Raw genomic sequence first — 21,882 nt, 5'->3', positions numbered from 1 at the left:
TCCCTTGGTCTATCGACTGATCTCGCGATCAGCTGGGTCCAATAATAATCATTATCATTTGCAAGTCAAATGTTTTTATCCGTGAGATAGAAATATTTTTGCTGCATACCTGTCAGGCGCTCGCCTGACCGGCTGGTGCCTGCAACGTCTGCTCCACCATCGCCTTTGCCATATCAATCAAATACACCACCGAAAACGCCAGATCCCGCTGGTTGCCCTGGCGGCTGCTTGCCGATTCGTAGGCCGCTGCCGCCGCGCTGCGCAGCAGGTCGGACGCGTGAACCAACGCGTCTTCATGGCTGATGCCGGGATTGATGTCGAAAAATATGTCATCAGGGATCGGTGCTGACACATTCTCTTTCAAGTAATAGTCGAGTGCGCGCTGGGCAGCGCCGCTGTTGCGCATCACCAACAGTTCGTCGGATTCAGGTGTGTCGGGCAGGGGATACGGGCTGGTCATCATGAGGGTAGGTACTCTGAGTGGATGTCGAAAACCTGTACCTGATAATAGTACGAATCGTATTTATGTCATTTGATGGATTACTACAAACTGTTTATTGTTCTGGCAAGTACGCAACGTATTGTCACGGCCCATGGATAACTGGATAGCGTTGGTCAAAGCCAACATGAAAGACCGCAAGGTCACGCAGGATGAACTGGCCGAACGCTTGGGCATGTCCCAGGGCGGTGTCGGCCATTGGCTCAACAAGCGCCGCGTGCCGAGCCTGGCGGATATGAACCGGGTGCTCGCTGAGTTAGGCCTTGAGTACCTGGAAGTTGCGTTGGAAATCCGCGAGAAAGCCATTGACGCGCCAGCCTTGGAACACCACTACAACCCGTATTTCCGCTACCCGGTCAGCGACTGGAAAGGCGTCTGCGAAATACGTGAAGAGCGCCCGACCTACGGTGCGGCGCGTTTCGAATTGACGGATTACCACGCCCGCGGCGAAGCGTTCTGGCTGCCGGTGACGGGCGACGCCATGACGGCCCCCAGCGGCCTGAGCATTGGCGCTGGCATGATGATCCTGGTGGACCCGGCCATTGACGCCGAACCCGGCAAACTGGTGGTCGCCCAATGGGCCGATAGCACCCAGGCGACCTTTCGCCAGTTGCTGGAAGAGAGCGGCCAGCTTTACCTGGTGCCGCTCAACCCCACTTACCCCAAGCTACTGTTCAGCGACGATTGCCGAATCCTCGGCGTTGTCGTGCAAGCCACCGCGAAGTTTTAGTTCGCCGTTTCAAGCTCGACCAAGGCGCTGCCTTCGGCAACCATTTCGCCTTCCAGGCAGAACAGTGCCTTGACCACCCCGGCCTGGGGCGCGCGGATGCTGTGCTCCATCTTCATCGCCTCAAGCACCACCAACTGCGCACCGGCTTCGACCGCCTGGCCGACTTCCACCAGCACCCGCACGATGCTGCCGTTCATCGGCGCCGTGAGGCCACCCTGATGGGATTGGTTGGCCTCGACCGCTGCAATTGGATCGAACAGGCTCACCGCCAGCATTTCGCCGTCCCAACGCAGGTACACGCTAGCTGCGCCGCGCACCGCCAGATGGGTGCGACGCACGCCGTCGTGTTCGATCACCAACTGCTCGCCTTGCAGTTGCGCGGCGGCGCCTTTCAACGTCACCAGCCGATCCTGCCCCGCGCAGCTCAAATGCAGCGATACCTCGGCAGGCAGCCCCGCGCGAAAACCCCGCGTGTCCGCCCACGGCCCACTGCCGGGCGGCAAACTCTGCATAAACGCAGCGCCCGCCGCCTGCCAGAACTCATCGCTCAATTCCCCCGGCACCGGCAACAGCTCCTCCTGATAGCGCGGGATAAACCCGGTGTCCAGTTCAGCCGCCGCAAAGGCCGGATGGCCGATGATGCGCCGCAAAAAGCCCAGGTTGGTCTTGAGCCCGCCGACGGCAAACTCATCGAGCATGCTCAACAACCGCAGGCGCGCCTGTTCACGGTCTTCGCCCCAGGCAATCAACTTGCCGAGCATTGGGTCGTAGAACGGCGAAACGTCGTCGCCTTGCTCTACGCCGCTGTCCACACGACGGCCCGGGCCCGGCGCAGATTCGCGGTACAGCGCCAGATGCCCGGTGGCCGGCAGGAAATCATTGGCCGGGTCTTCGGCATACAAGCGCACTTCAATGGCATGACCGATCAGTGGCACCTGTTCTTGCGTGATCGGCAGCGGCTCGCCTTGGGCGACACGGATCTGCCAGGCGACCAGGTCGAGCCCGGTAATCGCCTCGGTCACTGGATGCTCCACCTGCAGCCGCGTGTTCATCTCCATAAAGAAAAACTCGCCGCGCGCGTCCAGCAAGAACTCCACTGTGCCCGCGCCGACATAACCGATGGCCTGGGCCGCGCGCACCGCGGCTTCGCCCATGGCTTTGCGCTGTTCAACACTTAGGCCGGGCGCCGGTGCTTCTTCCACGACTTTTTGATGGCGACGCTGAATCGAGCAATCGCGCTCATTCAGGTACAAGCAGTGGCCGTGCTGGTCGGCAAACACCTGGATTTCCACATGGCGCGGTTTGAGCAGGTATTTCTCCACCAGCATCTGTTCGTTGCCGAAGGACGACAGGGCTTCACGCTGGGCCGACGCCAAGGCTTCGGCCAGTTGGCTGACGTCCTCGACCACTTTCATGCCCTTGCCACCACCGCCGGCCGTGGCCTTAAGCAGCACTGGGTAGCCGATACGCTCGCAGGCGGCGCGGAAGGTTTCCAGGTCCTGGGCTTCGCCGTGATAACCCGGCACCAGCGGAACACCGGCTTTTTCCATCAACGACTTGGCCGCCGATTTGCTGCCCATGGCATCGATGGCCGAGGCGGGTGGGCCGAGGAAAATCAAACCGGCCGCTTCAATCGCGCGTGCAAAGCCGGCGTTTTCCGACAAAAAACCATACCCCGGATGGATCGCCTGAGCGCCGCTGGCCTGGGCGGCGGCAATCAGCTTGTCGATCTGCAGGTAGCTCTCGGAGGCTTTGCTGCCACCCAGGTCGACACGGATATCCGCCTCGCGGCTGTGGCGCGCATCGCGGTCGATGGCGCTGTGCACGGCCACGGTGGTCAGGCCCATGGCCTTGGCGGTGCGCATCACGCGGCAGGCGATTTCGCCGCGGTTGGCCACCAGTACGGTGGTCAGTGTGCTCATGAACGCGGCTCCTGCGATTGCCAGCTGGGCGGGCGTTTTTGCAGGAAGGCGCGCAGGCCTTCCTGGCCCTCGGCGCTGACGCGAATCCGCGCGATGGCGTTTTCGCAATAGCGGCGCAGGGCCGGGGTGAGGGCGCCGTTGCCCACTTCACGCAGCAGGTCCTTGCTGGCGCGCATCGCCGCCGGGCTGTTGAGCAGCAGGTTGGCGATCCAGTGTTCGACCTGTTGGTCCAGCTCGCTGGCCGGGTAACTTTCCGCCAGCAGGCCGATGTCCCGCGCACGTTGGCCGCCAAAGCGTTCGGCGGTCAGCGCATAACGCCGCGCGGCGCGCTCGCCGATCGCCTGCACCACGAACGGGCTGATCACCGCCGGTGCCAGGCCAATGCGCACTTCCGACAGACAGAACTGCGCGTCATCCGCGCCAATCGCCATGTCACAGCAACTGATCAAACCCAACGCGCCACCGTAGGCGGCGCCTTGCACCACCGCCAGGGTCGGGATTTTCAGCTTGGCCAGGTTGTACATCAGCTCCGCCAGCTCGCGGGCGTCGTCCAGGTTGGTGTGGTAGTCCAGCTCGGCGGATTGCTGCATCCACGCCAGGTCAGCACCGGCGCTGAAGTGTTTGCCGCGTGCGCGCAGCACCAGAAAACGTAGAGACGGATCGCCCTGCACGTGGTCGAGGGCGATGATCAGTTCGCGGATCATCTCGGCGTTGAACGCGTTGTTCTTGGCTTCACGACTGAGCCACAGCGTGGCAAAGCCACGGCTGTCGGTGATCAGTTCGAGGGTGTTGAAATCGCTCATGGGGTACGGCTCCATTTACATGCGGAACACGCCGAAGCGGCTCGGCTCGATGGGGGCATTCAACGCGGCGGACAAGGCCAGGGCCAGCACGTCACGGGTCTGCTGCGGGTCGATGACACCGTCATCCCACAAGCGTGCGCTGGAGTAGTAGGGGTGGCCCTGGGTTTCATACTGGTCGAGGATCGGCTGCTTGATCGCGGTTTCTTCCTCGGCGCTGAAGTGTGCGCCGGCACGTTCGGCCTGCTCACGCTTGACCTGCACCAGCACGCCGGCCGCCTGTTCGGCGCCCATCACGCCGATGCGCGCGTTCGGCCACATCCACAAAAAGCGCGGGTCGTAGGCGCGGCCGCACATGCCGTAGTTACCGGCTCCAAAACTGCCACCAATGATCACCGTGAATTTCGGTACCTTGGCGCAGGCCACGGCGGTCACCAGCTTGGCGCCGTGCTTGGCGATGCCGCCGGCTTCGTACTTCTGGCCGACCATAAAGCCGGTGATGTTTTGCAGGAACAGCAGGGGAATCCCGCGCTGGCAGGCCAGCTCGATAAAGTGCGCGCCTTTTTGCGCGGCTTCGGCGAACAGAATGCCGTTGTTGCCCAGGATCGCAATCGGGTAGCCGTGCAAGTGCGCAAAACCACACACCAGCGTGGTCCCAAACAGCGCCTTGAACTCATCAAACACCGAGCCGTCGACCAGCCGCGCGATCACTTCACGCACATCGAATGGCTGCTTGGCGTCGGCCGGGATCACCCCGTAAAGCTCTTCGCTGCTGTACAGCGGCGCTACCGGTGTGCGTTGCAGCAGCTCGCCTTGCTTGCGCCAGTTGAGGTTGGCCACGCTGCGTCGGGCCAGGGCCAGGGCATGTTCGTCGCTGTCGGCATAGTAGTCGGCCACGCCGGAGATCTTGCAGTGCACATCGGCGCCGCCCAGGTCTTCGGCGCTGACCACTTCGCCGGTCGCCGCTTTCACCAGCGGCGGGCCTGCGAGAAAGATCGTGGCCTGGTTGCGCACCATGATCGCCTCGTCGGCCATGGCCGGCACATACGCGCCACCTGCGGTGCACGAGCCCATCACTACGGCGATCTGCGGGATGCCCTGGGCGCTCATGTTGGCCTGGTTGAAGAAGATCCGCCCGAAGTGCTCACGGTCAGGAAACACTTCGTCCTGACGCGGCAAGTTGGCGCCACCGGAGTCGACCAGATAGATGCACGGCAAGCGGTTCTGCTCGGCGATGGTCTGCGCGCGCAGGTGTTTTTTCACCGTGAGCGGGTAGTACGAGCCGCCTTTAACTGTGGCGTCGTTGGCGACAATCATGCATTCGACGCCTTCCACGCGGCCGATCCCGGCGATCACTCCGGCAGCGGGTACATCTTCGCCATACACCTGATACGCGGCCAATTGGCTGAGTTCGAGGAATGGCGAGCCGGGGTCGAGCAGGCGATTGATTCGCTCGCGAGGCAGCAGTTTGCCGCGTGACGTGTGGCGTTCCTGAGCCTTGGCGCCGCCGCCTTGCTGCACGTGGGCGAGCAGGGTGTGCAGGGCGTCGACCTGTAGGCGCATCGCCGCGCTGTTGTCGGCAAATTCTGCCGAGCGCGGGTTGAGCTGGGTGTGCAAGGTGGCCATGGGCGCGCTCCTTCAGCGGGTTTCGTTGAAGAGTTCGCGACCGATCAGCATCCGCCGAATCTCACTGGTGCCGGCGCCGATTTCATACAGCTTGGCGTCACGCAGCAGGCGGCCGGCGGGGAATTCGTTGATGTAGCCGTTGCCGCCCAGAATCTGGATCGCGTCGAGGGCCATTTGCGTGGCGCGCTCGGAACTGAACAGGATCACCCCAGCCGCATCCTTGCGTGTGGTCTCACCGCGCTCGCACGCCTGGGCCACTGCGTAGAGGTAGGCGCGGCAGGCGTTGAGTTGGGTGTACATGTCGGCGACTTTGCCCTGGATCAGCTGGAATTCGCCGATGCTCTGGCCGAACTGCTTACGGTCGTGGATGTACGGCACGATCAGGTCCATGCACGCCTGCATGATGCCGATCGGGCCGCCGGCCAGCACCACGCGTTCGTAGTCCAGGCCGCTCATCAGCACTTTCACGCCGCCATTCAGCGCGCCGAGGATGTTTGCTTCGGGCACTTCAACGTCATCGAAAAACAGCTCGCAGGTGTTGGAGCCGCGCATGCCGAGCTTGTCGAACTTGGTGCTGCGGCTGAAACCTTTCCAATCGCGCTCGACGATAAACGCGGTGATGCCGTGAGGGCCTTTTTCCAGGTCGGTCTTGGCGTAGATCACGTAGGTGTTGGCGTCGGGGCCGTTGGTGATCCAGGTCTTGCTGCCATTGAGCACGTAGTGGTCGCCGCGTTTGTCGGCGCGCAATTTCATTGAGACCACGTCGGAGCCGGCATTCGGCTCGCTCATGGCGAGGGCGCCGATGTGTTCGCCGCTGATCAGCTTGGGCAGGTATTTGAGCTTCTGTTCGTGGCTGCCGTTGCGGTTGATCTGGTTGACGCACAGGTTGGAGTGGGCGCCATAAGACAAGCCTACCGAGGCCGACCCTCGGCTGATTTCTTCGAGAGCCACTACGTGGGCCAAGTAACCCAGGCCAGCGCCGCCGTACTCTTCCGGCACCGTAATGCCCAGCAAACCCATGTCACCGAACTTTTGCCACATATCGGCGGGGAACAGGTTGTCGCTGTCGATCTGGGCTGCGCGCGGGGCAATTTCCTTGGCCACGAAGGACTGCACCTGGTCGCGCAGCATGTCGATGGTTTCACCGAGGGCGAAGTTCAGGGACGGGTAACTCATGGACAGGCACCTTAATGTGAGCTTTGTTGTTGTGTGGGGAGCGCGCCAGGGAAGGGCGCTCACCTTTACGTTAACGTAAGCTTGCGTTACGGCGCTGTCAATCGTAGTTTACGTTTACGTCAACCTACAAAAAAGACAACAGGGGTCGTTATGGATCAACCGAATCAGAGCTACAGCCGTGGCGCTCAGGACAAGACCTTGCTGGCGATGACCATTGGCCAGGCCTTCGATCACACCGTTGCGCAACATGCCGATGGCGAAGCCTTGGTGGTACGCCATCAGCAATGTCGCTACACCTGGCGGCAACTGGCCGCGACGGTTGATTTGCACGCCCGTGCGTTCCTGGCCCTGGGCATGCAAACCGGCGACCGCCTGGGTATCTGGGCGCCCAATTGCGCCGAGTGGTGCATCAGCCAGATCGCCAGCGCCAAGCTCGGCGTGATCCTGGTCAATATCAACCCGGCCTACCGCACCAGTGAATTGGACTACGTGCTCAAGCAATCCGGCTGCCAATGGCTGGTGTGCGCCGGGTCGTTCAAGGGCTCCGATTACCACGCCATGTTGCAGGCGCTGAACCCTGACCTGCGCGCCATGATCAGCCTCGACCCCAGCCCGCCCACGGGATTTTTGCCCTGGTCGCAGCTGGTGGCCCTCGGCGCCGGCGTCCCGCCCGAACAACTGCACAGCCGCCAGGCCAGCCTGCACTTCGATCAAGCCGTCAACATCCAGTACACCTCCGGCACCACCGGTTCCCCAAGGGCGCCACCCTCAGCAACAACATCTAAAACGGCTACATGGTGGCGAAAGCCTGGGCTCCGCAGGACCGTGGTGATCCCGGTGCCGCTGTATCACTGCTTCGGCATGGTCATGGGCAACCTCGGCTGCATCACCCACGGCACCACCATGATTTACCCATGACGGCTTCGACCCCTTACTACCGTCGCCGAAGAGCCACGCTGTACGGTGTGCCGACCATGTTTATCGCCTGCTCGATCACCGGCCGGTGATCGACTGCGACTGCGCACCGGCATCATGGCCGGGCATGCCCATGAATATGCGCCGGTCATCCGAGTGCACATGGGCGAGGTGCAGATTGCCTACGGCATGACCGAAACCAGCCCGGTGTCACTGCAGACCGGCGCGAATGACGACTTGGAACGCCGCGTCACCACCGTCGGTCGCACCCAGCCGCAGTTGGAAAACAAGATCATCGACACCGATGGCAATACGGTTGCGCGTGGTGAAATAGGCGAGCTGTGCACCCGTGGCTACAGCGTGATGCTCGGCTACTGGAACAACCCCGAAGGCACCCGCGACGCCATCGACGACGCCGGCTGGATGCACACCGGTGACCTGGCGACCATGGATGAGCACGGCTACGTGTGCATCGCCGGGCGCAACAAAGACATGATTATTCGCGGCGGCGAAAACGTGTACCCGCGTGAGCTGGAAGAGTTTTTCTTCACTCACCCGGCGGTGGCCGATGTGCAGATCATCGGTATTCCGGATACGCGTTACGGTGAAGAGATCGTCGCTTGGGTCAAGTTCCATCCCGGCCATGTGGCCAACGAACTGGAGCTGCAAACCTGGTGCAAGGGCCGCATTGCGCACTTCAAGACGCCCAAGTATTTCAAGTTCGTGGACGAGTTTCCGATGACGGTAACCGGCAAGGTCCAGAAGTTTCGCATGCGTGAGATCAGTATCGAAGACTACAGGCCTCACCGTTCCTGATGAATTGTCAGCCTTGGCCCGCTTATTTCCGGCAGGGCTGACGGTCTTTATATACCCCTTCGCTGGCGCTCGAATGTCACATATTGACCGTTCAAACGGTTAATTAGAGTTCGCCACATGGCATGCCTTGAACAAAATGAAAGTACTCCAATAAACCCACGCTGCTCGGCAAGCAACGCGATGACATACTGGTGGATGATGCGATGCAGAGCGGTTTCTTCGAGAAACAATTGCAGGCGCTTAGCTCTGCGCGAAACGTGCAGGAGAGAATCGCACTCAAGGCATTGACGCGTCAGGTGCTGGGCACACACGACGCAGCGCAAGTGGCTCAGGTCTGATTCCTTAAGCGTCAGAAAGCACAAAGGGGACCCGAAGGTCCCCTTTAATTTGTCGTTGCGTGCTCTTTTCTTATTATTGAGGGGCGGTCTATTGTTGTTTTTGGCAACCGTTACCCTTTACCGCTGTTTTTGGCGACCCCCATCCGGGGTCAAGAGCAAACGTATTTTTTTGAACGCTGATCTGCTTCTTCGTTATCGATCCAACCAGTGGGTAGCTACCTGAGGTAGTTTTATTTTTCTCTAACCGGTTGCGGGTTTCGGCATGCCGTACCCTGCGAAGCACATCTTCTCCAAAAAAATCTGTTAACTGCGTCTCTGCCGTGTTGTTTTTGTTATGTCAGAGTCGTTTCGTCTTATTTTTATTAGGTTTGGCGCTTTTTATTCTTGTTATGCAATAGAGATAGCAGAAGCCGTGCCAACTTTTAAAAGTCCTTTAAAATCAATGGTTTGATTTTTTGATGGGCAATGGCACACGGCAAATCAGACAAAATATGTTCCCGTGTTACTCGTTACGTAAGCGTGCGGTAACACATTGTCACAGCGATGCTACTCAACGGGCGTTACGCGCCTTCGCGACGCGCGACCCGGTAGGTCGGCCGAGCACGTTGCTGATTTGCTGGCCCGCGCGCATCAATTGCTCCAGGTCGATACCGGTGTCGATACCCAGGCCATTGAGCAGGTACACCACATCCTCGGTGGCGACGTTACCGCTGGCGCCCTTGGCGTAAGGGCAACCGCCGAGGCCTGCGATAGAGCTGTCGAACACTTGGACCCCTTCGAGCAGGCTGGCGTAGATATTCGCAATCGCCTGGCCGTACGTGTCGTGGAAGTGCCCGGCCAGCTTGTCCCGTGGCACCTGCGCGCCGACCACTTCAAACAGCCGCCGTGTGGCGCCCGCCGTGCCGGTGCCGATGGTGTCGCCCAAGGACACCTCATAACAGCCCATGGCATACAGCTCGCGCGCGACCGCCGCGACCTGTTCGGGGGCGATGTCACCTTCGTAAGGGCAACCCAACACACACGACACATAACCACGCACGCTGATGCCATGCTGTTTGGCTGCCGCCATGATCGGCGCAAAACGCGCCAGGCTTTCGCTGATCGAGCAGTTGATATTGCGCTGGGAAAACGCCTCGGACGCCGCCGCGAACACCGCGACTTCCTTCACGCCGGCAGCCAGCGCGTCTTCAAAACCGCGCAGGTTCGGCGCCAGCGCGCCGTAGGTTACGCCGGGCTTGCGCTGGATCTGCGCAAACACCTCGGCCGACCCGGCCATTTGCGGCACCCATTTGGGCGAGACAAAACTGCCAACTTCGATATAGCTCAAGCCTGCGTCGGTCAGGGCATCCACCAACTGGACCTTGTCGGCCACGCTGATGGGCTGGGCTTCGTTCTGCAAACCGTCGCGCGGGCCTACTTCCACCAAGCGTACGTGTGAGGGGAGGGACATGAAGGCTACCTTCTGGTTAATGGCCAACCTGGCTCATGGTCTGCGCCAGGGCCTGGGTGCAGCGCTCTTCGGCGGTGTCCAGTTCCAGTTTCATCTGTTCGATATCCAGCAACTGTTGCTCAAGCTGCTCACGGCGCTCGGCGATCTTGGCGAGCATGCTGTTGAGCTGGATGTGGTTGCCGCTGGTGGGGTCGTAGAGTTCGATCAGCTCGCGGCATTCGGCCAGGGAAAACCCGATGCGCTTGCCGCGCAGGATCAGCTTGAGGCTGACCTTGTCCCGCGCCGAGTAAATGCGCTCCTGGCCCCGGCGTTCCGGGGCCAGCAGGCCTTGTTCTTCATAGAAGCGAATGGCGCGGGTGGTGATGTCGAGCTCGCGGGCGAGGTCGGAGATGCTGTAGGTCGTGCTCATGGGGGCGCTCAAGAAGGTCTTGGCGCTAAGCTAATGTCAGGTTGACGTAAACGTCAAGCAAATAGCCTGGGGTCGCCACAAAAGCTGTTCAGGCTTGCAGCTTGTCGAGTTTCTTTTCATGTGCCGTCACCTGCTGGCACAACTCAATCATCTGCTCACGCATCCAACGGTTGGCCGGGTCCTGGTCGGTGCTTTCGTGCCAGTACAGGTGGGTTTCCACGGGCGGTACATCGTTAACCGGCAGGTTGAACCAATGCAACTCATGACGGCGGGCGAAACGCTCAGGCACGGTCATGACCATGTCGGTCTGCTGCAACACTTGCGAGGCCATCAGGTAATGCTGGGAGCGCAGGGCGATCTTGCGTTGGATGCCCATCTTGCCCAGGGCCAGGTCGACGTGGCCCAGGCCGTTACGGCGGCTGGAGATATGGATGTGGGTCAGCGACAGGTAGTCATCCAGGCTGAACTTGTCCTTGCCCGCCATCGGGTGGCCCTTGCGCATGGCGCACACGTAGCGGTCTTCCATCAGCTTGACGTGGCGCACTTGCGGGTCCGTGTTCAGCGGCGCATCCACGGCAAAGTCCAGGCGCCCGGCGGCCAACTCCTTGGTGGTTTCGCGGCGTTTGGACAGGAAACTCTCGATCACCACGGTCGGCGCCAGGCGGCGCAGGCGCTGGAACAGCAGCGGTAAAATCACCGCTTCGGTGAGGTCGGTCATGCTGATGCGGTAGGTCTTGGCCGCCTGTTGCGGGTTGAAAATCCGGCTTTCCTGCACCGACACCCGCAACAACGACAACGCATTGCGCACTGGGCCGATGATGTTCTGCGCCATGGGCGTGGGCACCATGCCTTGGGCGGTGCGCACGAACAGCGGGTCGTTGAAGGTCTCGCGCAAGCGCGCCAGGGCGTTGGACACCGCCGGCTGGGTGATACCGACAATCTGCCCGGCGCGGGTCAGGTTGGCTTCGGTGTAGATCGCGTCGAAGACGATAAACAGGTTGAGGTCGACCTTGCTCAGGTTCATGTCGTTGCGCTCTTATTGTTAGGTAGCGATTGTTAAGTGCTCAGGCGCCGATCATATATCGGTGATGAATGTTAATACACGCCGAGAATAGGCTAGGTAAATTATCAGCGCTGTTCTAGCATCGATTGCATGACCTAAACAACCTCTCAGAGAAGGGAGCTGCTCATGGATTTCGCCTATTCGCCCAAGGTTCAGGAACTGCGTGAACGTGTCACTGCGTTCATGGACACGTACGTTTACCCGGCCGAGCCGGTGTTCGAACGCCAGGTCAGCGAAGGCGACCGCTGGCAGCCCACCGCCATCATGGAGGAGCTGAAAGCCAAGGCAAAAGCTGAAGGCCTGTGGAACCTGTTCCTGCCCGAATCCGAACTGGGCGCCGGCCTGACCAACCTTGAATACGCGCCGCTGGCCGAAATCATGGGCCGCTCCTTGTTGGGCCCGGAGCCGTTCAACTGCTCCGCACCCGACACCGGCAACATGGAAGTGCTGGTGCGCTACGCCAACGCCGAACAGAAACAACGTTGGCTGGAACCGCTGCTGCGCGGCGAGATCCGCTCGGCGTTCGCCATGACCGAACCAGACGTCGCGTCCTCAGACGCCACCAACATGGCCGCCCGCGCCGAGCGCCAGGGCGACGAATGGGTGATCAACGGCAAAAAATGGTGGACCTCCGGCGCCTGCGACCCGCGCTGCAAAATCTTGATCTTCATGGGCCTGAGCAACCCGGATGCGCCACGTCACCAGCAGCACTCGATGATTCTGGTGCCGGTGGATGCCCCAGGCGTGAAAATCGTCCGCCCACTGCCGGTATTCGGCTACGACGACGCACCCCACGGCCACGCCGAAGTGCTGTTCGACAATGTGCGCGTGCCCTACGAAAACGTCTTGCTCGGTGAAGGTCGCGGCTTTGAAATTGCCCAGGGCCGCCTTGGCCCTGGCCGTATCCACCACTGCATGCGCTCCGTCGGCATGGCCGAGCGTGCGCTGGAATTGATGTGCAAACGCTCCGTCAGCCGTACCGCGTTCGGCCAACCATTGGCGCGCCTGGGCGGCAATATCGACAAGATCGCCGACTCACGGATGGAAATCGACATGGCGCGCCTGCTGACGTTGAAGGCGGCGTACATGATGGACACCGTCGGTAACAAAGTCGCGAAAAGCGAAATCGCCCAGATCAAGGTGGTGGCGCCGAACGTGGCGTTGAAAGTGATCGACCGCGCGATCCAGATTCATGGCGGCGCTGGGGTTTCCAACGATTTTCCGCTGGCCTACATGTATGCCATGCAACGCACCTTGCGCCTGGCCGACGGCCCGGATGAAGTGCACCGTGCGGCGATTGGCAAGTTTGAGATTGGCAAGTATGTGCCTAAAGAACTGATGCGCGGCGGGCAGTAAGACCGAGTTGTCCCCATCGTGGGCAAGCCCGACTCCCACAGTTGCCCGTGTTCTCCAGAACAACTCGGTCAACTGTGGGAGCCGGGCTTGCCCGCGATGAGGCCAGTGTTTACAACACACAACCCAGGGGTCAGTACACCCAAACCTCCACCCGTCGATTCTTGATCCGCCCCTCATCCGCCGTATTCGCCGCCACCGGCATCTGCGCACCCAACCCGCGTATATCACGCAGCACCACACCGCTCTTGACCAGTTCACGCCGCACCGCCATCGCCCGCAACTTCGACAACAGCGCCGCGCGCTGCGGATCACTCTTGGCATCGCCAAACCCCACCAGCGTGACCTGCTTGTCGAGCTTGCCGTGGCTGTTGATATACGCCACCACCCGCTGCAAATCCTGGCGCGCCTTGTTGTCCAGGCTTGCACTGCCTTCCTCGAAACGAAAGTTCACGGTCAAACGCTGGGCGTCACGGGCGATGGCTTGATAATCCTCGGGCATTGAGGGGCGCGACGCCACGCTGATCGCCTGCACTTGCTGCGCAATAAAGCCATTGGCTGCCACAATCGCCTGGCCCTTACTGCTTTGGGTGAAGTCCACGAGTGCCTTGGCCCAAGGATTACGCCCCGACGGCGGCAGGTAAAAGTACAGCCGGCGTGACAGCGGGTAATCTTCGGTAGCAATCAGGCGGGTCACGGGCAACATGGGCTGAGAGTCGCCATCGACAATGGCTACCGCCTTGGCCTCGCGCACCGATGGCAGGCCGATAAACCCAATGCCTTGAGGGTCATGGCTCACGGCATCGGACAAGGCTTCGCTGGACTCGAAACGTTTGGCCGACCCGGCCAGGGGCTTGCCGCGCAGGCGCAGCACCAGTTCCTTGAAGGTGTCGTAGGTGCCGGATTGATCATCGCGCGCATATAAATGAATGGCGCCGCCGCTCCCGCCGAGCGCCTCCCAGGTGCTGATCTCACCGTTGAAGATCTGCGCCAGCTGTTCGGTGTTCAGCGTGTCCAGCGGGTTGCGCGGGTGGAGGATGATGGCCAGGCCGTCGATGGCGATCACCTGTTCGGCCTCTGGGCTTTTCAGGTCGCCGAGGGGTTCAAGGTCTACGAGTTCGTTGTCCTTGATCGGGCGCGAAGACGCGGCGAGGTCGGCACTGGCTTTTTTCAGCGCGCTAAACCCGGTGCTGGAGCCGTGGGCGGCCACCTCAACAATCACCGATTTGCCCTGGCGCGTCTTGCCGATCACCCGCTGTTCATTGGCGCCTTCGCCAGGCTCGCTGTGCACTGCCTGCAGGCCCTGGTGTTCCATCAGGCCTTTGACCAATGCGGGCCCGAGCGCTGCGCCAATGGTGTTGGAGCCCTGAATGCGTAGAGCAGGGCCTTGGTCGGGAACGGGCAGGGGAGCAGCCACTGCGCACAGGGGCAGGATCAACAGGAGCAGAACGCGCAGCATCATGCCGGCACCTTCTTAAGCCAAAGGGGGTGCCGGGAGATTAAGTCAATTGGATTTCAATATTGTGACTGGCGCACAACAAACCCAAAGGTGGGAGCTGGCTCCCACATTGAGTCGAGTCAGCTCAATTCCAGCCAGATCGGCGCATGGTCCGACGGCTTTTCCAAACCGCGCAAGTCGTAATCCACGCCCGCATCCTTGACCCGCGGCAGCAAGCCGTTGGACGCCATGATCACGTCAATGCGCAGCCCACGCTTGGGCTCATCCTCAAACCCCCGGCTGCGGTAGTCGAACCAGCTGAAACGGTCAGTCACGTCCGGGTTGAGGTGGCGGAAGCTGTCCACCAGGCCCCAGTTTTTCAGGCGCGCCATCCACTCGCGCTCCTCGGGCAAAAAGCTGCACTTACCGGTTTTCAGCCAGCGCTTGGCGTTGTCGGCGCCGATGCCGATGTCGCAATCTTGCGGGGAGATGTTGATGTCACCCATCACCACCAATGGCTGGTCATTGCTGAACTGGCTTTCCAGCAGGTGCTGCAAATCTTCGTAGAAGCGTTGCTTGGCCGGGAACTTGGTCGGGTGGTCGCGGCTTTCGCCCTGGGGGAAGTAGCCGTTCATGATGGTCACGGGGTTGCCGTTTTCATCGGCGAAGGTGCCCCAGATAAAGCGGCGCTGAGCGTCTTCTTCGTCGGTGGCAAAACCTTTGTGCAGGCTCAATGCCGGCTTGCGCGAAAGCAGGGCCACGCCGTAATGGCCTTTTTGCCCGTGGTAGTACACGTGATAGCCCAAAGCCTGCACTTCGGCGAGCGGGAACTGGTCATCGTGAACCTTGGTTTCCTGCAAGCCGATCACGTCGGGTTGATGCTTTTCAATCAGCGCCGCCAGCTGATGGGGGCGGGCGCGCAGCCCGTTGATATTGAAGGAGACGATTTTCATGGTCGGCAGTCCAGTCTGGCAAAAGGGCGATGCTAGCCGACAAGTCAGGCGGGAGCCAGCGTGGCGGTAGGGCGCATGCACTGCTACTGTCTGGGAACGACTGGTGCTGCGTAGGTTCGTACCCATAAGAACGCCATCTTTTTTGAATGGTGCCCAGGGAGATTCACTGTATGCCTGACACTTCGACTGCCATTGCCGAGATTCGCCTGCTCAACAGCGGCTATTCCCGCGAGGCGCGCTCCATGCTCTACCAGGCCTATCGGCATGAGCCGACATGGGCCTACATCTTCGAAGCTGAACGCGCAGGCTATGAACAGCGGGTTCGCGCCACCGTGCGTGAACTGGTCAAGCAGCATTTTTTCCAAAAGCTTCCCGCCATCGGCCTGTTCGTCACCGACCGGCTGATCGGCATCGCCCTGATCGCGCCACCGCAGCGGCGCCTGGGCATTACCGAGAGCTGGGCCTGGCAATTGCGCATGTGGCTGAGCACCGGCGTGCGCGGCACGCGGCGTTACCTGGATTACCATCACGCAGTGCTGGCGTGCCTGCCGAGCGAGTCGGTGCATGTGTTGCCGCTACTGGGCATTCACCCGCAGTTCCAGGGCAAACACTACGGCGAGCAACTGTTGCAGGCCGTGCACAATTGGTGCGCCGAAGACCCGCATTCAAACGGCGTGGTACTCGATACCGGTAACTCACGTTACCTGGATTTCTATAAGCGCCAGGGCTATGAGGAAATCGGTGAAGTGGCCGTAGGACCCGTCCTGGAACATGTGTTTTTTCACCCAAATCCCCAGGCGTTACAGGCTGCAACAGCTTAAGACAGAATTATTCAGATAAATCCGGGTTCAAAGAGTCTCCCTAGCTCGTGTAGCATCCGCGCCTATGAAGTTTCCAGGAAGATTTACCAGCGGCTTGATTCTGCTGTTCACAAGCTGCGGCGCCTTGGCGCAAAGCGAATTGGACGTGCGGGTCAAACCCTCAAACGACGCGTTGAAAGCCAACATTGAAGGCTATATCGGCGGGGTCGGCGATCGTGACGAAGAAGCCTTGCAGCGCTTCAGCCGTGGCGCTGAAGAACAGGCGCGCAAGGCGGCCCAGGCGCTGGGCTTCTATCAGCCACAGATCGCCAGTGATGTGAAAGGCGGCAAGAACCCGCGCCTGATCCTCACCATCGACCCCGGCGAGCCGATTCATTTGCGCAACGTGACCATTCGGGTTGACGGCCAGGCCGCGAGCCTCAAGGCCTTTCGCGTGCCTGAAAGCAGCGAACTCAAATCCGGCGCCGTGCTCAACCACGGCAATTACGAAGACGCCAAGCGTCTGATCCAGAACCAGGCCTCACGCTACGGCTTTTTCAGTGGGCGCTTTACCAGTCAGAAACTTTTGGTCGATCCCCAGGCGGGCGTCGCCGATATCGAACTCATCTACGACAGCGGCGCGCGTTACACCATGGGCAAGGTCAGCTTCGCCGGCGACACGCCCTTTGATGAAGACCTGCTGCAGCGCATGGTGCCGTTCAAAAACGGCGCGCCTTACGATTCCGAACTCATCGCCGAACTCAACCAGAACCTGCAATCGAGCGGCTTCTTCGAGGCTGTGCGCGTGGACGCCACGCCCGCCGCCTCGGCCAATGATGTGATTCCGGTGGCGGTGCAACTGGAAACCCGCAAACCACGCACCATGGGCCTGGGCCTCGGTTACTCCACCGACGTCGGCCCGCGTGGCAAAGCCAACTGGACCCGCCACTGGGTCAACCCCCAGGGCCACAGCTATGGCTGGGAAGCCGAATTGTCGGCGCCACGGCAAAACGTCGGCCTGTGGTACGACATTCCGTTGGACCCGCCGCTGACCGACAAACTGCGCTTTGCCGGTGGTTACCAGAATGAAGAAATCGCCAATACCGACACCCTGAGCAAGCTGCTCACCCTGGGGCCTGAATGGCACAGCAAATTGCCCAGCGGCTGGACACGCGTCATCTCGCTCAAGTACCAGCGCGAAGAATACCGCCTGGGTAATGACTCGGGCCTCAGTAATCTGGTGATGCCTGGGATCAACTATTCCTACCTGCGCAGCGACAACCGTATCGACCCTCACCATGGCTATCGTTTGATGTTCGATACCAAAGTTGCCAAAGAAGGCCTGGGTTCCGACACCAACCTGCTGTACGGCACAGCGACGATCAAAGGCTTGACCACCCTGTGGGATAACCACCGCTTCCTGGGCCGTGCGCAGTTCGGCGGCAGTGCCACCAACGGCTACAGGTCCGTGCCACCCTCGCTGCGCTTCTTCGCCGGTGGTGACCAAAGCGTACGCGGTTACGAATACCAGACGCTGTCGCCCGAGAACGACCGTGGTGACCGCATCGGTGGTCGCTACATGATGGCCCTGAGCGCCGAGTATCAATATTCCATCGCCGAAAAATGGCGGATCGCGACCTTTATCGACCAAGGCAATTCCTTCAACACCCTGGAAATGCCCAGCTTGAAAACCGGTGTGGGCGTGGGTGTGCGCTGGGTGTCGCCGGTCGGGCCGATTCGCCTCGACCTGGCCCATGCCCTCGAAGATCCGGGCGGCATTCGTTTGCACTTTTCCATGGGGCCTGAGCTGTGATGCGTGGTTTGAAAATAGCGGGGCTGGCCATTGTGGCGGTCCTTGCCTTGGTGTTGTTGGCGCTGTGGACCGTGCTTGGCACTCAAGCAGGCAGCCGCTGGGCCTTGGGCCAGGTGCCGGGTTTGAGCGTTGAGAATTTCCAGGGGCACCTGGGCGGTCAGTGGAGCGCCGACCATCTCCTGTGGCAGCAAGACACCAGTCGGGTCGAGCTCAATGCACCGAAGTTTGATTGGTCACCGGGCTGCTTGCTGCGCATGACGTTGTGCATCAATCAGCTGGATGTGGAGCAGGTCAGCCTGCAATTCCCGCCGAGCAATGAGCCGAGCAGCGGCCCCATCTCCTTGCCGGATTTGAAGTTGCCGGTTGCCATCCAATTGGGCGACGTTCGCGTCGGTAGCCTGCTGTTTAACGGCAGCGAAGAACTCAAGGGCTTGCAACTGGCGGCGCATTGGACGGCGGCGGGCATGCAGATCGACTCGGTGCATTTGCAGCGTGATGATCTGGTGCTGGACCTGGCCGGCTTGCTGCAGCCTACTGGCAACTGGCCGTTGAGTGCCACCGGCAACCTGAGCCTGCCGTATGCGCCCGGCAGCGCGCCGTGGAAGGTTGCGCTCAAGGTCGACGGCGACTTGCTCAAGACCCTCACGCTGGATGCCGACAGCAGCGGCTACCTGCCCGCCAAACTCAGCGGCGAGCTGCAACCGCTGGTGGAGAACCTGCCTGCCCAATTACGCATCACCGCCGACGGCTTCAAACCCAGCGCCGATTTGCCCGATACCCTGCAACTCAATCAACTGGACCTCACCGCCAAGGGCGACCTGAGCAACGGCTATCAACTACTGGGCAAGGCCGTGCTACCTGCGCAAAAAGGTCCGGTGGACTTGCTGCTGCAAGGCAAGGTCGACGCCAAAGGTGCGCAGATCGCTGGCCTGGATTTGACGGCCGGCGACAAACAAAGCCTCAAGCTCAGCGCCAATCTGGACTGGCAACAAGGCTTCAGTGCCGACGCCAAGATCGACTGGCTGGATTTCCCCTGGCACCGCCTCTACCCACTGATCGACGAGCCGCAGGTGGCATTGCGCACCTTTAATGGTGAAGTCTTCTACAAAGACGGCAACTACCTGGGCAACCTCAAGGCCGACCTCGACGGCCCGGCCGGCAAGTTCAATGTGGTCACGCCGTTCAGTGGCGACCTCAAGCAAGTCTTCCTGCCTGAGCTTAAATTGACGGCGGGCCAGGGCAAGGCCGAAGGCCACCTGAACCTGCAATTTGCCGACGGCATTGCCTGGGACACCGCGCTGGATCTGTCGGCGTTGAACCCGGCGTACTGGGTCGCTGAGTTGCCTGGCACCTTGGCTGGTCCCCTACGCAGCAAAGGCGAGTTCAAAAATGAACAGCTCAAGCTCAATGCCGACCTCGATCTCAAGGGCCGTTTGCGCGGCCAAACCGCCGTGCTGGCGGCCAAGGCCGAAGGCGCGGGTGAGCAATGGACGCTGGCCAACCTGGATATCCGCCTAGGTGATAACCGCATCAACGGCAGTGGCAGCCTGCAACAGCGCCTGGCCGGGCAGATCGACATCAAGCTGGCGCGCCTAGCCCAGCTGTGGCCGCAGTTACGTGGGCAAATCAATGGGCGTGTGGATGTCGCCGGCACATTGAAGGCGCCACAGGGTAAGCTCGACCTCAAGGGCCAGCAACTGGCGTTCGCCGATAACCATCTGCAAAGCCTCAACCTCGGCGCCACGCTCGACAACGCCCAGCGCGCGAAGATCGACCTCAAGGGCAGCGGCATCCAAGCCGGTGAGACCCAGGTTGGCACCCTGACCGCCAGCGCCCAAGGCGATATCAAGAGCCAGAAAGTCCAGCTGGACCTGGCTGGCCCCTTGGTCAAACTGGCCCTGGCCTTGGACGGTAACCTCGACAAAGGCAACTGGCGCGGGCGCCTGGCCAGCGGTGATGTACAAGCCGGCGGCCAGGACTGGAAGCTGCAAGCCCCGGCAAAAATCGAGCGTTTGGCCGACGGCAAGCTGACCTTTTCCGCCCACTGCTGGGTGTCCGGCCCTGCAAGCCTGTGCGGTGAAGACCAACGCCTGATGCCGGAGCCGAAGCTGCGCTACCACCTCAAGCAATTCCCCATCGACAGTCTGGCGGCCTTTTTGCCTAAAGATTTTGCCTGGCAGGGTAAGCTCAATGCCGATGTTCAACTGGACCTGCCCGCCAGCGGCCCTAAAGGTGTGATCGCGGTGGATGCCGGCGGTGGCACCTTGCGCGTCAAGGACAAGGACCAGTGGCTGGACTTCCCCTATGACACTCTGAAACTGGAAACCACCCTTAATCCCCAGCGCATCGACACCCAGCTGAATTTCCGCGGCGGCAAGCTTGGCGAGTTGCTGTTGCATGCACAGATCAACCCGTTGCCGAAGAACAAGCCGATCACCGGGACTTTCAGCCTCAACGGCCTGGACCTCGCCGTGGCGCGGCCGTTTGTGCCGATGGTGGAAAAACTCAACGGCAAGCTCAACGGCAACGGCCGCATCTCCGGTGGGTTGCTGGCGCCGCAGGTCAACGGCAGCGTGAACCTGGTGGGCGGCGAGGTCTCCGGGCCTGAGTTGCCGATCAGCCTTGAAGGCTTGAACGTGCAGGCGTTGATTGCCGGCGAAAGCGTGCAGTTGAACGGTGCTTGGCACAGCGGCAAGGCCGGGCAGGGCAGCCTCAAGGGGCAGATCGACTGGGGCCAGGCCCTGGTGGTGGACCTTAGCCTGCAAGGCTCGAAACTGCCGGTTACAGTGGAGCCTTATGCGGCGCTGGAAGTGGCGCCGGACCTGAAAATCAGCCTTAAAAACGACAAGTTGGCGATTGCCGGCAAGGTGCACATCCCGCGTGGCGATATCACTGTGCGTGAACTGCCACCGTCGACGGTCAAGGTGTCGGATGACACGCTGATCGTCGGCAGCCAGACCGAAGAGGGCAAGCCGCCGATGGCAATGGCCATGGACATCGACGTGGTGGTGGGCGAGGACCAGCTCAACTTCGCCGGCTTCGGCCTCACCGCCAAGGTGCAGGGCCAGGTGCATATCGGCGACAACATGGACACCCGTGGCGAGCTGTGGCTCAACGACGGTCGTTACCGCGCTTATGGGCAGCGGCTCAACGTGCGGCGCGCTCGGCTGTTGTTTGCAGGGCCGCTGGACCAGCCGTTCCTGGATATCGAAGCGATACGCGTGGTCACCGAGCCGTCCAGGACCGTGACCGCCGGTATTCGCCTGAGCGGCAGTGCCGAACAGCCGACAACGCAGATCTTCTCCGAGCCAGCCATGCCCCAGGAGGATGCGCTGTCGTACCTGGTGCTGGGGCGTTCGCGTAACAACACCGGTGAAGACAACAACATGCTCGCCGAAGCCGCCTTGGGCCTGGGCTTGATGGGCAGTGCCGGGGTGACTTCGGATATCGCCACTAAGCTGGGGATTCAGGACTTCGACCTCGACACCCAGGGCTCCGGCAATAACACTTCCGTGGTGGCCAGCGGCAAGATCACCGAGAAGCTCAGCCTGCGTTATGGGGTTGGGGTGTTTGAGCCGGCGAGCACCATTGCCTTGCGCTACTTGTTGAGCAAGAAGGTGTATCTGGAGGTGGCCAGTGGTGTGGCCAGTTCGCTGGATATTTTCTACAAGCGGGATTTCTAAACCCTTACCCTAAAAAATGTGGATACCTATGCTGCGATGACCGTACATCAGTCGATGATTTATTGACTAACACACCGCCATCGCAGACAAGCCAGCTC

16 protein-coding genes and 1 pseudogene are annotated in these 21,882 nt (G+C 60.8%); 7 read left to right on the top strand and 10 right to left on the bottom strand.

Going from position 1 to position 21,882, the window contains the following annotated elements; translation table 11 throughout:
* Positions 1 to 112: 112 nt before the first annotated feature.
* Positions 113 to 463 carry a DUF6124 family protein gene (locus GJU48_RS14570; RefSeq protein ID WP_094952524.1) on the bottom strand — a complete coding sequence of 117 codons (351 nt, stop codon included), beginning with the start codon at positions 461 to 463 and terminating at the stop codon, positions 113 to 115.
* 130 nt (positions 464 to 593) lie between these two features.
* Between GJU48_RS14570 and GJU48_RS14565 the strand changes: the two genes are divergently transcribed.
* Positions 594 to 1,229 (top strand): LexA family protein, encoded by a 636-nt coding sequence (locus GJU48_RS14565; RefSeq protein WP_094952525.1) that lies wholly within the window; start codon positions 594 to 596, stop codon positions 1,227 to 1,229.
* Here the strand turns inward: GJU48_RS14565 and GJU48_RS14560 are convergent.
* From GJU48_RS14560 to GJU48_RS14545, 4 genes are read right to left on the bottom strand one after another with little or no spacing between them, the layout of a single operon-like run.
* Complete coding sequence (locus tag GJU48_RS14560) at positions 1,226 to 3,151, bottom strand: acetyl/propionyl/methylcrotonyl-CoA carboxylase subunit alpha (protein WP_094952526.1); 1,926 nt, start codon at positions 3,149 to 3,151, stop codon at positions 1,226 to 1,228. The genes GJU48_RS14565 and GJU48_RS14560 overlap by 4 nt on opposite strands.
* Positions 3,148 to 3,954: a gamma-carboxygeranoyl-CoA hydratase gene (locus tag GJU48_RS14555; RefSeq protein WP_094952527.1), complete on the bottom strand. Its 807-nt coding sequence runs from the start codon at positions 3,952 to 3,954 to the stop codon at positions 3,148 to 3,150. The genes GJU48_RS14560 and GJU48_RS14555 overlap by 4 nt, the downstream gene beginning before the upstream one ends.
* 15 nt (positions 3,955 to 3,969) lie before the next feature.
* Entirely contained in the window at positions 3,970 to 5,577 is a 1,608-nt protein-coding gene (locus GJU48_RS14550; RefSeq protein WP_094952528.1) for a carboxyl transferase domain-containing protein, read from the bottom strand.
* Positions 5,578 to 5,589: 12 nt separating this feature from the next.
* On the bottom strand, positions 5,590 to 6,753 hold the full coding sequence (locus tag GJU48_RS14545; RefSeq protein ID WP_094952529.1) for an isovaleryl-CoA dehydrogenase: 1,164 nt from the start codon (positions 6,751 to 6,753) through the stop codon (positions 5,590 to 5,592).
* Between the two features lie 150 nt (positions 6,754 to 6,903).
* On the opposite strand from GJU48_RS14545, the pseudogene GJU48_RS14540 reads away from it, so the two are divergent.
* Both GJU48_RS14540 and GJU48_RS25320 read left to right on the top strand, forming a co-directional pair.
* Positions 6,904 to 7,986, top strand: a pseudogene (locus GJU48_RS14540) (AMP-binding protein); the annotation flags it as partial.
* Between the two features lie 45 nt (positions 7,987 to 8,031).
* The gene (locus tag GJU48_RS25320) at positions 8,032 to 8,484 is read left to right on the top strand and encodes an AMP-binding enzyme (protein WP_371923446.1); all 453 of its coding nucleotides are present in this window, start codon (positions 8,032 to 8,034) and stop codon (positions 8,482 to 8,484) included.
* Positions 8,485 to 9,372: 888 nt separating this feature from the next.
* Here the strand turns inward: GJU48_RS25320 and GJU48_RS14535 are convergent.
* The 3 genes from GJU48_RS14535 to GJU48_RS14525 form a co-directional block, all read right to left on the bottom strand.
* Positions 9,373 to 10,272, bottom strand: a complete 900-nt coding sequence (locus GJU48_RS14535; protein ID WP_094952540.1) for a hydroxymethylglutaryl-CoA lyase — start codon at positions 10,270 to 10,272, stop codon at positions 9,373 to 9,375.
* 16 nt (positions 10,273 to 10,288) lie between these two features.
* On the bottom strand, positions 10,289 to 10,681 hold the full coding sequence (locus tag GJU48_RS14530) for a MerR family transcriptional regulator (RefSeq protein ID WP_094952532.1): 393 nt from the start codon (positions 10,679 to 10,681) through the stop codon (positions 10,289 to 10,291).
* An 88-nt stretch (positions 10,682 to 10,769) separates the two neighbouring features.
* Positions 10,770 to 11,705, bottom strand: a complete 936-nt coding sequence (locus tag GJU48_RS14525) for a LysR family transcriptional regulator (protein WP_094952533.1) — start codon at positions 11,703 to 11,705, stop codon at positions 10,770 to 10,772.
* Positions 11,706 to 11,870: 165 nt separating this feature from the next.
* On the opposite strand from GJU48_RS14525, the gene GJU48_RS14520 reads away from it, so the two are divergent.
* Positions 11,871 to 13,100 carry an acyl-CoA dehydrogenase gene (locus GJU48_RS14520; RefSeq protein WP_094952534.1) on the top strand — a complete coding sequence of 410 codons (1,230 nt, stop codon included), beginning with the start codon at positions 11,871 to 11,873 and terminating at the stop codon, positions 13,098 to 13,100.
* 130 nt (positions 13,101 to 13,230) lie between these two features.
* Here GJU48_RS14520 and GJU48_RS14515 read toward each other — a convergent pair whose 3' ends face one another.
* Positions 13,231 to 14,559, bottom strand: a complete 1,329-nt coding sequence (locus GJU48_RS14515) for a substrate-binding domain-containing protein (RefSeq protein WP_094952535.1) — start codon at positions 14,557 to 14,559, stop codon at positions 13,231 to 13,233.
* Between the two features lie 116 nt (positions 14,560 to 14,675).
* Positions 14,676 to 15,488 carry an exodeoxyribonuclease III gene (xthA, locus tag GJU48_RS14510; RefSeq protein ID WP_094952536.1) on the bottom strand — a complete coding sequence of 271 codons (813 nt, stop codon included), beginning with the start codon at positions 15,486 to 15,488 and terminating at the stop codon, positions 14,676 to 14,678.
* Positions 15,489 to 15,658: 170 nt separating this feature from the next.
* Between xthA and GJU48_RS14505 the strand changes: the two genes are divergently transcribed.
* The 3 genes from GJU48_RS14505 to GJU48_RS14495 all read left to right on the top strand — a co-directional run bounded on the left by GJU48_RS14505 (position 15,659) and on the right by GJU48_RS14495 (position 21,784).
* The gene (locus tag GJU48_RS14505) at positions 15,659 to 16,309 is read left to right on the top strand and encodes a GNAT family N-acetyltransferase (RefSeq protein ID WP_094952537.1); all 651 of its coding nucleotides are present in this window, start codon (positions 15,659 to 15,661) and stop codon (positions 16,307 to 16,309) included.
* A gap of 64 nt (positions 16,310 to 16,373) precedes the next feature.
* Positions 16,374 to 18,101, top strand: coding sequence for an autotransporter assembly complex protein TamA (locus GJU48_RS14500; protein ID WP_094952538.1), 1,728 nt, complete (start codon positions 16,374 to 16,376; stop codon positions 18,099 to 18,101).
* Complete coding sequence (locus GJU48_RS14495; RefSeq protein WP_094952539.1) at positions 18,101 to 21,784, top strand: translocation/assembly module TamB domain-containing protein; 3,684 nt, start codon at positions 18,101 to 18,103, stop codon at positions 21,782 to 21,784. The genes GJU48_RS14500 and GJU48_RS14495 overlap by 1 nt, the downstream gene beginning before the upstream one ends.
* Positions 21,785 to 21,882 lie beyond the last annotated feature (98 nt).

It is taken from the genome of Pseudomonas sp. IB20 (genome assembly GCF_009707325.1).
Classification (GTDB): Bacteria; Pseudomonadota; Gammaproteobacteria; order Pseudomonadales; family Pseudomonadaceae; genus Aquipseudomonas.
Note: the sequence above shows the minus strand (reverse complement) of the source record. Positions and strands in the feature narration are given on the sequence as shown.